Annotated in this window: 9 protein-coding genes; 2 read left to right on the top strand and 7 right to left on the bottom strand. The window is 65.8% G+C overall.

What is annotated here, in order from left to right:
* The first annotated feature begins 28 nt into the window (after positions 1 to 28).
* Positions 29 to 178: a hypothetical protein gene (locus KF886_23980; protein ID MBX3180420.1), complete on the top strand. Its 150-nt coding sequence runs from the start codon at positions 29 to 31 to the stop codon at positions 176 to 178.
* 81 nt (positions 179 to 259) lie between these two features.
* Here the strand turns inward: KF886_23980 and pheA are convergent, their stop codons facing one another.
* Both pheA and KF886_23990 read right to left on the bottom strand, forming a co-directional pair.
* Positions 260 to 1,327: a prephenate dehydratase gene (pheA, locus tag KF886_23985; GenBank protein ID MBX3180421.1), complete on the bottom strand. Its 1,068-nt coding sequence runs from the start codon at positions 1,325 to 1,327 to the stop codon at positions 260 to 262.
* Positions 1,327 to 3,462, bottom strand: a complete 2,136-nt coding sequence (locus KF886_23990) for a UvrD-helicase domain-containing protein (protein ID MBX3180422.1) — start codon at positions 3,460 to 3,462, stop codon at positions 1,327 to 1,329. Before KF886_23990 ends, pheA begins: the two co-directional genes overlap by 1 nt.
* A gap of 323 nt (positions 3,463 to 3,785) precedes the next feature.
* Between KF886_23990 and KF886_23995 the strand changes: the two genes are divergently transcribed.
* Entirely contained in the window at positions 3,786 to 4,547 is a 762-nt protein-coding gene (locus KF886_23995; GenBank protein MBX3180423.1) for an HD domain-containing protein, read from the top strand.
* A gap of 6 nt (positions 4,548 to 4,553) precedes the next feature.
* Here KF886_23995 and KF886_24000 read toward each other — a convergent pair whose 3' ends face one another.
* The 5 genes from KF886_24000 to KF886_24020 form a co-directional block, all read right to left on the bottom strand.
* Complete coding sequence (locus tag KF886_24000) at positions 4,554 to 5,276, bottom strand: TlpA family protein disulfide reductase (GenBank protein MBX3180424.1); 723 nt, start codon at positions 5,274 to 5,276, stop codon at positions 4,554 to 4,556.
* Positions 5,277 to 6,505: 1,229 nt separating this feature from the next.
* Positions 6,506 to 7,843: a hypothetical protein gene (locus tag KF886_24005; GenBank protein ID MBX3180425.1), complete on the bottom strand. Its 1,338-nt coding sequence runs from the start codon at positions 7,841 to 7,843 to the stop codon at positions 6,506 to 6,508.
* Positions 7,844 to 8,131: 288 nt separating this feature from the next.
* Complete coding sequence (locus tag KF886_24010) at positions 8,132 to 8,827, bottom strand: transposase (GenBank protein MBX3180426.1); 696 nt, start codon at positions 8,825 to 8,827, stop codon at positions 8,132 to 8,134.
* A 150-nt stretch (positions 8,828 to 8,977) separates the two neighbouring features.
* Positions 8,978 to 10,537, bottom strand: coding sequence for an arylsulfatase (locus KF886_24015; GenBank protein ID MBX3180427.1), 1,560 nt, complete (start codon positions 10,535 to 10,537; stop codon positions 8,978 to 8,980).
* Positions 10,538 to 10,574: 37 nt separating this feature from the next.
* Entirely contained in the window at positions 10,575 to 13,586 is a 3,012-nt protein-coding gene (locus KF886_24020; GenBank protein MBX3180428.1) for a c-type cytochrome, read from the bottom strand.
* Between the last annotated feature and the right edge of the window lie 3 nt (positions 13,587 to 13,589).

A 13,589-nucleotide genomic window follows, 5' to 3' on the forward strand; every position in this document is an offset into this window, starting at 1 on the left:
TGTGTGTCAGAATGAAGGAGAAATGATCATGCACAGTGACGGAAACCTTTTCGAGAACATCTTCAACGCCATCGCCACAGGCATCGAGAACAGCATTGCTGCTTTCGTGACCGGCCTGATCCTTGGCCTGATCAACCCCATCCTTACGGGTATCGGCCTGCCGGCGATCGAACTGTAATTTACACGTTCGACAGGCCGCCTGCGCAACGCTTGACGTTGGGCAGGCGGTTTTTTTTGTGTCTTGGAGGGGGATGGGTGGTCAGGAGGGCAGGGGGGCCCGGGGGAAGGAACCGAGCACCTTCAGGGTGTGCACCTGGTCCTCGAGTTTCGCCAGGGCTTTCTGGACGGGCTCGTCGTCGATGTGGCCCAGTATGTCGATGAAAAAGACGTATTCCCAGGCCTTTTTCTGTGACGGCCGCGACTCGATCCGGGTGAGCGAGATGCCGGCTTCGGAAAAGGGCACGAGCAGGTTGAAGAGGGCGCCGGGTTTGTCCTTGATGGACACCATGATTGACGTTTTGTCGTCGCCGGTGGGCTTCACCGGCTGGCGTCCCAGCACCAGGAAGCGGGTGAAGTTGTGGGGCGCGTCCTCGATGCGTTCGGCGAGGAGCTTCAGCGAATAGGTCGTGGCGGCCATCTTGCTGGCGATGGCGGCGGCCCCGGTTTCCAGCGCCGCGCGGCGGGCGGCCTCGGCGGTGCTGGAGGTTTCGATGAGCTCCGCGCCGGGCAGGTTCGCCCGGAGCCAGTTGCGGCACTGGAGCAGGGCGTTGTCCTTGGAGTAGACGCGCTTCACCTCTTCCAGCGGGCAGGCCGCCAGGAGGTTCTGCGTGACGTGGAGGAGCATTTCGTTGATGATCTTGAGGTCGGACGAGATGAAGCGATCCTGGGTGTCGCTTACCGAGCCGCCCATGGAGCTTTCCACGGGCACGATCCCGTAGTCGACGCGGCCGCGCTCGACCTCGGTGAAGATGTCGGTGAAGGAAGGCAGGGGATGGTATTCGGCGGAGCCGCCGAAAACCTGCATGGCGGCCATGTGGCTGAAGGTATCGCGCGGGCCGAGGAACGCGACGCTGATCGGGCGCTCCAGGGCGATCATGGCGCTGATGATTTCGCGGTAGATCGCGGTCATGGCGCTGTCCGGCAGCGGCCCTGTGTTCAGGCGGGCCAGCTTCTCCATCACGTCCTTTTCCCGCTCGGGAACGTAGATCGGGGCGTTCGATTCCTTTTTGATCTCGCCGATCTTCTGCGCGTAGCGCGCGCGTTCGTTCAGCAGGCGGACGATGTCCCCGTCGATCCGGTCGATTTCGTTGCGGCATTCTTCCAGCATCAGCGGCCTTTTCCTTCCAGTATTTCCAGCGGCGCCTGCTTGACCATGAGCAACGCCGTACGGCCCGTCTTGAAGCGGATCCGCGCCTTCAACTTGTCGCCCGAACCCGAGGTAAACATTACCGTACCCGGGCCGAACTTTGCATGCCGGACCTGCGTGCCGATTCTCAGCGCGGGCTCCGGCGCGTCCGCTTCGTTCGGCGGCGCGGCTTTCACCACCGGGGCGGTGGTGCGCGTGTTGAGGTGCTCCAGGCGGTTGCGCCCGGCCTCGCCCACGAATCGGGACACGGTGCGGTTCGGGTGGGTGCGCCCGTAGAGCATCCGCGAGGTGGCCGCCGACAGTACGAGGCCCTGGCGCGCGCGCGTCATGGCCACGTAGCAGAGCCGGCGCTCCTCTTCGAGGTTGTCTTCCTCGCCGAAATCGACGCCGAAGGGCAGAAGGCCCTCCTCCAGACCGATCAGGTACACATAGTCGAATTCGAGGCCCTTCGCGCTGTGGATCGTCATGAGGGTGACGGCGGGCACGTCGCTGTCCCAGGTGTCGACGTCGGCGATGAGCGAGAGATCCTGTAGAAACGGCAGGAGGCCACGCTCGCCTTTCGCGTCGCGCGTGCGGCAGGAGACCACGAATTCGTCCAGCGATTCGAGGCGCGTGCGGAAGTCCTTCTCGTCGCTCTGCTGGATGAAGTCGCGGTAGCCGGTTTCGTCGAGCAGTTTTTCGACCAGGTCGCCGAGATCGAGTTCCTTCGCGTCCAGGGCGAGGTCGTCGATGAGGTGGACGAGTTCGCCGGCGGCCTTGCGCGCGCGCCCCGGGAGGGTCTCGTCGAGTTCGGTGTCGCGCATGACCTGCAAGAGGGAGCACTTGCGGAGCTGGGCGTATTCCTCCAGGCGCTCCTGGGTGGTCGCGCCGATGCCGCGCGCCGGGACGTTTATAATGCGGCGCAGGGCCTCGTCGTCGATCGGGTTGGCGAGCACCCGCAGGTAGGCGAGCACATCCTTGATTTCCTTGCGGCTGTAGAACTTGATGCCGCCGACCACGGTGTAGTGGATATCCTTCGCGCGCAGCGCCTCCTCGATCAGGCGGGCCTGGTTGTTGGTGCGGTAGAGCACCGCGACCTGCGCGGGCGAATAGCCTTTCCGGGCCATGTGCCGGATGACGAAATCCGCCTCCTCCTCGCCGGTCTCCGCCAGGTAGAATCCCACCCGGTCTCCCGGGCCGCTTTCCGTGCGCAGCGTCTTGCCCAGGCGGTTGATGTTGTGCTGGACCACGTTGTTGGCGGCGTCGAGGATCGTCTGGGTGCTGCGGTAGTTCTGCTCGAGGCGGACGACCGAGGCGTCCGGAAAGTCCCGGGAGAAATCGAGGATATTGTTGATATCCGCGCCGCGCCAGGAGTAGATGCTCTGGTCCTCGTCGCCCACGGCGAAGATATTGCCGTGGCCCTCGCTGAGGTAGCGCGCGATCAGGTACTGGGCGCGGTTCGTGTCCTGGTATTCGTCCACGAGCACGTGTCGGTACCGCTGCTGGTAGCGTTCGCGGACGTCCGGGCAATCGCGCAGCAACTCCACCATCAAGACGAGCAGGTCGTCGAAATCCACGGCCGAGGCGGCCTTCAGCGCGGCGTGGTACGCGTCCCAGAGGTAGCGGCAGGCGATCTCGGCGCGGTCGTCGGGCTCGGCCTCGTGGTCCGGGGCTTTCACCTCCTGCTTGAGGTTGCTGATCCAATGGAGTGCGTCGCGCGGGGAGACCTCGGCCATTTCCCGGGGCATCGCCTTGACGAGCCGCTTCATGAGGCTGAGCTGGTCGGCGGCGTCGAAGACGGTGAAGTTCCGGTTTCGGCCCAGGTGTTCGATTTCCCGGCGGAGGACGAAGAGCGCGAAGCTGTGGAAGGTGCCGAGCCACGACGCCACGCGATCCACTTCCAGACGGCGGGCGAAGCGTTCGCGCATTTCCGCCGCCGCCTTGTTGGTGAAGGTCAGCGCGAGGAGGTAGCGGGGGTCGACGCCCCGCTCCTCGACGAGCCAGGCCATGCGTTCGATGATGACGCGCGTCTTGCCGCTTCCGGCCCCGGCAAGCACGAGGAGCGGGCCGTCCGCGGCGGTTACGGCGGCTTTTTGTTCTCTATTCAGTGAAATCATTCGGATCGTTACCGGGAATCGGGGTGCTTTTCGAGGGTGCGGGCGGCGGCGCAACCACACGGTGGCCCGCCGCGGCTGAGGCGGGCTTTCGCCTGCCACGCAATCGGCAAAACGGCGCGCCCTTGCGCGCGCGGGTATTGAATCAAGGCGGGAGACGGTCCCGAGCTTCCGCCCGAGGGGCACTTGCCCATTCAGGCCGGACGCCACCGCGCGGGCGCCTGATCCTACGTCAGCCCGGGGCCTATTTCAAGTTGCCGTTTGGCGTGCGGGCTGGTACCATGGCGCGGAAACCAGGCTGTGTCACGCAGAACAGGGAGAGTGGAATGCTCAAGCGCATCGCCGTCGCAGGTACCGAAACCGTGGATAAGGCGCTTGCCGCCGAGGCGGCGGAACAGGGCCTCCAGCTCAAGCCGATGCCGTTGGGCGCGGCGCTGCCGCCGGGATCCGGCGCGACGCTGGCGCCCGCCGAGCCGTCATCGCTCGCGGCGGCCGCGGCGATGGCGCTGGCGCACGACAGCCTGCTGGTGTTGCTGGCGGAGGCGGTGGACAGCCGCGAGGGGCTCGTGATGGGATCCTCGGAGCGCCTTCGCGATCACGCGACGCGCTTTTCGAAGGCGCTGGGGCTCAACGCGGATGAGCAGTTTTCGCTCGAACGCGGCGCGCTGCTCCACGATGTGGGGAAGATCCTGTTGAGCAACGAGGTGTTGCTGAAGAAGGCCGTGCTCGATTATGAAGACTGGCTGCTGCTTCAGGCGCACACGACGATGGGGGCCGACCTCCTCCTGGAGCACCAGATCCATGCCGACGTGGCCGATATTGTCCGTTACCACCACGAATGCTGGAACGGCGAAGGGTACCCGAAGAACCTGGAAAAGGGCGCGATCCCGTTGCTTGCCCGGATCATGAAGGTGCTGGATGTGTATTGCTCCATGACGAGCCCGCGGCACTACCGGAGCGGCCACGCGAGCCACGAGGAGGCCATCAAGCACCTCAAGGAAGAACGCGGGGAGCGGTTCGACCCCGAACTCGTCGACGCGTTCCTGAAGTCCGATGTGGGCCGCCCCTTCGACTGGGCGGGGGAGTGAGGGGCGCTATTCGGCGGGCGGGATGGGCGTCCTGCCGGGCTGGGTTGGTTCCAGGGGTTCGGGCGGGGCTTCGGTTTCGGCCGGCGGCGCCGGTTCACGTTGCGCGGGCGGCGCCGGCTCGCTGGTCTGCGCCAGCGATTCGAGAAACCCGCGCGCGTCGGGGCTGTCCCAGTCCATCGCGCCGGCGTGGCGGAACACGATGAAGCCGTCCGGCGCGATGATGTAGGTCGTGGGGGTGCTGTGCGCCTCGAAAGCCGAGGGGATCTCCGCTGATTTTCCGGTAAAGACCGGGAACTCGACGCCGTGCAGCGCGACGGCGTCGTCCAGATCGGCATCCGGATCGAGCGCCACGGAAACGAAGGCCAGGTCGAGGTGTTGCGTATCGTTGTAGAGCGCGTTCAGGCCGGGTATTTCGGCGACGCACGAGACGCACTCTGGACGCCAGAGGTGCAGGAAGATCGCGCGGCCCCGCAGCGCGCGGAGGTCCACCGGCTCGCCCGCGGCGTCTTCCAGCATCCAGCCGTAGTCCGCCAGCAGCCGGACCGGTTTCAGTTCTTTCGTTTCCGCCATTTTGTGGATGGCCTCTTTCTGGTAGAAGGCGTAGAGCCCGAGCAGGGCGGCCAGCAGCAGGGCCGCGCCGGTCACCACGCCCACGCAGCCCACGGTGACAACGTGTTTCCAGGTTGACGGCTTTCTTTCCGGCGGTGTGGGATTGGGTGGTTCTGTCATAGTTCACGGCGCCTTCTCTGCTGGGTGGAAATCGACTTTGCGGCTCCATTCTACCGTAATTTGGCCGGATAAGGGGAGCAGGGCAACCCGGGGTTCGCTTCGACCCGCGCTCCCCGTGGTTCGCGCCTCCCGCCGCTACCCCGACCGGGACAGGCGCGCGCACCGGCGGTGTTCGGGAAGGGCGGCGGTCGCATGCGCGGGACGCCGGTCTATGTGCGTGGGGTCGAGGTGAGCAGCGCGCACCCGTCCCTTGGCGGCGCCACGCAATTCCGCCTCCGGCGGATTCGTGTGCCTGGAGCAACGCCAACCGACCGCCGCCATCAACATCCTACACGAGCGGCGAAATCGCCCCATGAATCCAAGCCTCTCCGCAGGTGTGCCACGGACAAGCCCGCAAGGGCTTGCCCGTGCCAAGTCTTCCCCGGGGACCGACACGCCAAAACCACGACAATCATGCCTCCCACCGCTACCCGGACCGGGACAGGCGCGCGCACCGGCGGTGTTCGGGAAGGGCGGCGGTCTCTTGCGCGGGACGCTGGTCTATGTGCGCGGGTTCGAGGTGGCCGGCGCGCACCCGTCCCTTGGCGGCGCAGACGTCCACAAGAGCGCCCGAGGGACGTACCCGCGCACAGGCGCCAGACGTTGCGGCAGGCGCCCTCGCGTCCAATGGCGCCCGGAGCGTCAACGCGTCACGCCGCGGCGCGGGGGTATGTCCCGGTCGGTGGCGGGCCGTCGCGCGCGGGATGCATCGGCATCAAGGGGCGAAATTGCTGCCTGCTCCTTGCTTTTTCAACGCATGCCCCCACCACTTCCGTGCCACGGGGTTCGGGGCGTCCCGCACCAGTTCCAACTGCCCGCCGCCGCCGCAGCTCGGATCAGCGCCAAGCGTCCGCCGTGGCGAATATTCGAACTCCGTAACCTTACCCCGCGGGTCCGTCATCTCAATCATGGCACCGAAATCATCATTGACGTAACAGGTGGTGATGTCCAGACCAAGAGATAGATTAATGGGTGGCTGTCCCTAGTTATTCGTGGGCCGTCGACTTCGGAGCGCCACACGAAGTCCTGCTTGAAGCCATTGTTGCACTTGACGGTTGAATCTGCCTTTCCGAAATAGATCGTCGTGCAAGCGCTTTCATGGCCTATAGCGAACGCTTCCGATAGTTCCCGGTGGGTTGTTGTCGAAGAATTCGGTAATCGAGGAATAGCCTGCGCCAACGCCGAGGCAATCAAAGCTCTTTCTTGCGAAGCTCGGCGTTTGGAAAACCATCCGTCACGTCTACAAGGCGCACGCCATCCATCGCGATGCCGTTGGGCTTGTGGCCCGTCAGGCGGACGCAGAAAAACACGGCGGTCTTGGATTCGCCGAGAACGATGTCTTTCTGCGGAATTTCGCTCTCTTGCCCTCCGGTCTGGTTCATGATCCAGTCGTCCGTGTGCTCCATCGTCTGGTCAAAGCGCCACTTCGAAATTTGTTCCCCGTTCGCCTCAAGTTCCGCCCAGGCGTCCGCCGTCACGATGCGCGTGGCGTTGTCCATTTCGTAGGCCCGCTCCGGGTCCACAACCCCCGTCATGATCTCAAAGGCCCACTCACCCTCGAATTCCTGCGCCTCTTCCATAATGTGACAACGCAACGCGGGCCGAAAGATCCGGCCCGGCGTCTGGGCAATGAAGAATCGATACATGCCGCCATGGCTATTCGGGCTTTCGCTCAGAATTGACTGTGCGCACCGGCTCACGAGCTCTCGAGTATGGCCCATCATCCCCGCTTGGGTTTCCGTGACGGACTCCATATCAGGATAGATCTGTTCTCTAAAGACTAGCGGCGAATCCTGCGAATTCCAGCCGGTCCAATTGGACGCGATGCCATTGGTAAAGGGGTGGTAGAAATACTCTATCTGGTCGGTCTCGCACGTGTATATATAAGAAGCGTTCGTCGGGAGGCCATCCTTGAATCCAACAATATACGCATAGCGATATATGTTGGAGCCTAATCTTCCGGCAGGCACGGAGTGAAAGGGCCTTGGATCCTTGATATCCCTCGTGCCGCTAACTGGAACACCCCCGCCTCCCAACCCACATGCATAGACCGAGGTGTAGCGATGTTTCTCGTGCCAGCGGAACGTGTGGCGGTGCTGTTTCGCGTCATAGCCCGCGCTAACACTGCCCACGGGCGGTAACAGCCCGAGTCCCGTTTCTGTACCGCCGATGACGACCTCCCCGCGAGAGCCCGCCAGGTATAGGCCAGGTATCCGCGACCATTTTTGACGGTAGTCTGGATCAAGACGTGTGGCGACCGAAGCGAAGAAATCTTCCACGGGAAAAGCCAGCAAGCCTTCCCTAATCGCTGCCCGAATTAGGTCATGGGAATCGCCGGGCTTCGTGACGACCTTGATCGAGGCATGGGCCTCATGCCGCTTGTGGACAATTTCAAGCGTTCCACCGCTGGCCGCCCCGGTAAAATTGAACTCGGCGCTCGGAGTCCAAGACCAACCTTGAGCGGGTGACCAAAGAGCAACACCCAAGGACACCGCGGCGATAAACGTATGTACAGTCAAGAATCGCATGTATGGGGACCTCCATTCCTCAATATGCGCATTTTCACAGCTACCAGTCACGCTCATGGGGAGGAACATACCCCGCTTCTGCCAATGTCATGCCGCAAGGTCCATTGGCGACAATTTTTTCGCCGCTGTCTGTACTCGAATTTCCCGTATAAAACTCTTTGAAGCTGGACTCCCAATCCATTACCTTTGCGTAATTTGGATCACCTGTGTCAATGACCCCTTCATTGCAAGCTGACCCTGCACACGGATTATCACGTGTTGGATGGGGACACAAATAGAAACAGACACCTAGTTTCTCCTCCCGCCACCCGTCTTTATCTTCCGCGGGCGGCCGACGGGCAGGGCGCGGAGGCGGCGGCCGAGTTGGGCTTCCAGCATACTCAGGAAGCCGGCCGTGCCCAGGGGGCGGCCGGTGTGGGTGTTCCGGCGGAAGGTTTCGGCGAAATCGGGGTCGATCCCCTGCTCCAGCACCGCGCGCCAGCGGGCTTCGTTGCCGTGGATCTCGCGCCAGCGGTCGAGGTCGAGCAGGCCGTCGTCCTTTCGCTCCCCCACATGCACGGCGGCACTGGACCACGGGTATCGCCAGGGCTTCCGCACCATCTTCGCGCGGACCGGATTTTGTTCCACGTAGTGCATCGCGTTGCCGTAGTGGGCTTCGTCGAGCGTGCAGGAGTGGAAACGCCCCTGCCAGAGATGGCCGCTTCGCTGGTGCAACTGGTTGATGTACTGGCTGTAGCGGAAGTGCGTACGCCCGATGGCGTTGGCGAGGGCCTCCTCCACCTCCGGCACGGCAATGATATGCACGTGGTTGGTCATCAGACAGTAGCCGTGGATGCGGAGCCGATAACGCTTCGCGTATTGCCGCAGAAATTGGAGGTACACCCGCCGGTCGTCGTCCACAAAGAAGACGTCCTGCTGGTTATTACCGCGCTGGGTGATGTGGTGGGGCTCTCCCGCCACCACGATGCGTGCGAGTCTTGGCATGGAGCAAGTATAGCGCGGGAGCGGGTATTTGTCAAGAATAGGTGGCTGTCCCCGGTTGTTCCGGGCGATTCCGAGCCGGTTTTTCTGGATTTCCCTGCGTGATATGGGTAGTTTGTCGCAAAATGGGATCGATCCATCCCCCCCGCGCCCTCACCGCGGCGGGGCCCACCGTTCCCGGGCGCGGGCTCGAATATCGATCGCGTCCGTGTCGTTGGGCTGTGCGGGGCCCGCCGTGCTCCGGCCCTCCTCCACGTAGCGCTCCAGCAGCGCGAGCAGGCGATCGGCGATGTCGGGATGCGCGTCGCGGACGTTGCACGTTTCTCCCGGGTCGTCTTCCAGGTTGTAGAGTTCGAAGACGGGTGGCGTGTCATAGTCGACGAGGATGACCAATTTCCAGGGGCCCTGCCGGATCGCGAATCCGCCCCGCGTATCGTGGTGGACGATCGCGTCCCGCGGCGGAACCCCGACGCCGCCGGTCAGGACGTGCAGCATGTTCACGCTGTCCTCGCCGGCGTTGTCCGGCAATCGCTCATCCACGATGGCGGCGGTTGTCGCGAACAGATCGTTCAGCCCAATCAACTGATCGTTCCGCGTTCCCGGGGCCACGACGCCCGGCCAGCGCACGACCAGAGGGACTCGGTGGCCCCCTTCCCAGATCTGCGCCTTGCGCCCCCGGTATGGCCCGCTGGATTGGTGGCCGTGCTCCAGGAGCGTGTCCATGCCCGTGTAGTGAGAGGCGCCGTTGTCGGCGGTGAACACGACCAGGGTGTCCTCCGCGACGCCCGCTTCCTCCAGCGCCTGAATCACCCGGCCCGCCGACCAGTCGGTCTCCATGATGAAGTCGGCAATCGGGGCGATGCCGCTGGCGCCGCGAAAGCGCGCCGACGGGGAAATAGGCTCGTGCGGCGAGGTCATGGAGAAAAACAGGAAGAAGGGTTCCGCGGCGCGCGCGCGTTCGTGAACATACGAGACCGCGCGATCGGTGATCGTTGGAAGTATCTCGTCGAAGCGCCAGCCCGGCGCCATGGGCGCCCCGTCGTATCCCACGATAATTGTGTCGTCGGCCGTATTCCTGTCCGTGGGCTGCACAACAACGCGGTCGTTTTCGATGAAGGTGAACGGCGGAAAATTCGGCACGTCCGTACCGAAGTAGTAGTCGAAGCCCCGCGTCGTCGGCCCGCCCGCGATGGGCGCGTCGAACACCGCCTGTTTCTCCGGCCCGTCCCCCTCGCCGGCCCAGTCCCAGCCAAGATGCCATTTTCCGATGCACGCCGTGTGGTAGCCGCGCCCTTGGAGCATTCCCGGCAGCGTCAGCCGGTTGGGCGCGATGAGCGGGGGCTCGTACGGGGCGATCACCCATCGCTGCAGCGTCGTGCGCCACGCGTAGCGGCCCGTCAACAGCGCGTACCGGCTCGGCGTGCAGACGGCGGAGGCGCTGTGCGCGTCCGTAAACGCCATGCCCTCGCGCACAAGCGCGTCGAGATGGGGCGTCGGAATCTTCGCGTCCGGATTCAGCGCGTTAATGTCGCCCACGCCCAGGTCGTCCGCCAGAATGACGACGATATTCGGCGTCCGCTTCGCGGGCGGCGGGCCAGTCCGCCCGGTATGCGCGCACCCGAAAAGCATCGCCGCGCCGGCCGCGCCGGCAAGCCCGCTTAGAAAGGCCCTGCGATTGCACACCGTTCCCGAAGTCATTGGCTCCCAATGCATGGCGAACCTTTCGGCGCTATGGCGTTCGAGCGGTAGTTCACCGCGCCGGCGCGAGGCGCAGGCCACGGATATCCGCCAGCTCCTGTTTCAGCGGGCCGTCGGGGCGCAGGATGATGAGGTTGAGGCCGGCGCGCAGGGCCAGCCGCCCGCTGGGCTGCTCCTGGAAGCGATCGTAGCCGCCGGTGTCCGGCACTTCACCGCGCGCGCGGCTGCCCTCCGTCTCGATCGCGTAGAAATCGCCCGCGGACCGGCTGTCGGCGGCAAGCAGCACGGCGACGTCGTAGTCGCCCGCTTCCGCGACCTCCACCCGCCACTCGGCGATGTCCTCGGCGACGACCCACGGCGCGAGCACGTCGAGCGCGGGGCGGTAGGCAAGGCGCTGCCCGAAGACTGAGGCCAGGCGGGCGGGCAGGTCGATCGCGCCGTCCTCTCCGGGGCGGATGGCCTCGGGCGCCTCCTCGGGCGCGACGAGCGCGAGTTCCTCCGCGCGCCAGGGCAGCGTGCGCCCGGCGGACTCCTGGCGGACGGCTGCGGCGAGCGCGGGGTCCACGGGCGCGGCGGCGTTGCCCCAGGCCCGGCGGATGTAGCTGAGGACGCTGGCGACCTCCTCGTCGGTGTAGACGCCGAACGCGGGCATGCTCAGGTTCCAGGTCTGCCCGTTCACCTCGATGGGGCCGTAGAGCCCGTTCAACACAATGCGGATCAGGCGCTCCGGCGGCCCGCCCACCCATTCGCTGTCGACGAGGGGCGGCGCGACGCCGGGCACGCCGCCGCCGTGGGGCTGGTGGCACGAGGTGCAGGCCTGGGCGTAGAGCTCCTGGCCGGCGCGCACGCGCGCTTCCTCTTCCGGCGTGAGCGGGGGCGCGTTCCGCGTCAGGGTGTCGGGCAGGGTCGCGCCGGGCCACGTGAACTGGTTGAGCGCCGCCAGCACCCGCTCGCGCGTGTTCACGTCGGGCGCGCGCAGGAGCCCGGTCAGCGCGGCGGGCTCTTCGGCCAGTTCGAAAGGCTGGGGATAGCGGATCCTCGCGAAGGCGTCGAGCAGCGCGTCCCGCCGCCACGCCTGATCCTCCGGGGTGGCCTCGAACAGCGTGAACAACGCCGCGACCCGCGCCGGCGCGGCCTCCTCCAGCACGCACTGCGCGATGAGCGAAACAAACGCGCCATCTTCCACGCCGAGGTCCAGCCAGCGCCGGAGGAAATCCAGCTCGCGCCCGGCCAGCCCGGTCAGCGCGGCGGTGCGGAACAGGGGATGCGCCTCGCGCGCGACGAGATCCGCCAGCGCCGCCTCGGCCTCGGGCTCGTCCAGCGCGCCCAGGGCCATCGCCGCGTGCAGCCGCGCCATCGGGCCCGGATCGGACGCCACAGCCAGCACATCCGGCAGCATCGCGGAGTCCGCACCCGCCAGGCGCGCGGCGGCGGCGCGCACGCGTTCATCGCCGCTTGCGAGCGCCGCCCGCAGGCTGTCCGCGTCGAGGGCGTCGAGGCCGTGCAGCGTCCAGATCGCGTGCAACTGCGCGAGCGGATTGGACCCGCCGGCGGCCGCGCGCAGCAAGGGGACCGCGGACGCGTCCGCGCGCTCGACGAGCAGGCGCTGCGCGGTCAGGCGATGCCAGCCGTTCGGGTGGCCGAGCGCCGCCACGAGTTCTTCCGTCGAAGCCGTGGAGAGCGCGGGGGATCGCCGGTCGATGGGCCGGTCCTCCGCGACCACGCGCCAGATGCGCCCCAGGTCGTTCCCCTCGTTCAGCTTCCGCTCTTCGATCTGTTTCGTGAGCCACGGCACCATGAAGATCACGTGCTCGATGATCCCGTGGTACATGTCGGCGATGTACAGGGCGCCGTCCGGCCCCACCCGCGCGTTCACGGGACGAAACCGCTCGTCCGTGGACGCGAGAAATTCCTGCTCCGGCGGGTAGTGCCGTGCGGCCTCCGGCGCGATCCCCTCATCCAACACGAGCCGCCCGATCAGGTGCCCGCCCGACTCCGGCACGAACACATTCCGTCGCGCGTCCTCGGGGAACTGGTGGCCGTCGTAGTAGCAGGTCCCGCTCGCGATGGTGTAGGTCTGGAGGCGCCCGTCGTCGCGCAGCTCCAGCGCGCCCAGGGTCACCGCGGGCGTCACGCGGATGGGGAAGACCTCCTGCGCGTTCGCCGCAAAGTCCACGTTCACGCCGAAGCCCCGCCGGTCCGCGCCGCCCCGCTGAAACACGCGCACGAGATGCGGGTTCCGCAGCAAGACGTCCGCCGGCAGATAGTCGCCGAAGAGCGCCCGGTTTTCGTAGCACGTCATGAAGCGCCCGGTCTCGTCAAACGTCACGCCGAACTGGCCGCGCTTGATGGTCGCCTCCTCCTCCAGCGCGCCGTCCCGCCAGCGGTAGCGCTTCCCCCAGTCCGCGCAGTGCAGCCAGTTGTCGATCCCGTAGCGCAGGCCGTTCGCCGTGTGTTGCGGATTCCCCGCCACGCCCATCTCGCCCACCTCAATGCGCCGGTCGGCCTGGAGGTCGCCGTCGGTGTCCTCGCAGAACCAGAGGAGCGGCGGCTCCTGCACCAGCACGCCGCCCTCCACAAAGGCCAGCGATCGCGGCATCACGAGGCCATCCAGAAAGACCGTGTGCTTGTCCGCGCGCCCGTCCCCGTCCGTATCCTCCAGCACCACCACGCGGCAGATCGGGTCGTCCTCGCCGCTGCCCGCGAGATCGCGCATGTAGCCCTGGTACTCCACCACCCAGATGCGCCCGTCGGGGTCGAACTCGAAGAAAATCGGGTTCTGCACAAACGGCTCCGCCGCCACCAGCTCCACGCGGTAGCCCGGGGCCACCCGGAACGATTCCAGCGCCTGCTCGGGTGACAACACCGGCGCGGGCGGCACGTCGATGCGCTTCAGCAGTTCTTCGCCCCGCTCCCAGTCCGCCCAGCCCGTCAGCGCGGAAGGCGGGCGCACGCGGGGACGCTCCGCCGGAACGCCCTCCTGCGCCGGCGCGGACGTTACGAAGGGAATCACGGCAATAATCAGGAGGCCGGTTGCGCGATACAGGGTGTTGCTTGTGTTCATAGA

Source organism: Candidatus Hydrogenedentota bacterium, assembly GCA_019637335.1.
Classification (GTDB): domain Bacteria; phylum Hydrogenedentota; class Hydrogenedentia; order Hydrogenedentales; family JAEUWI01; genus JAEUWI01.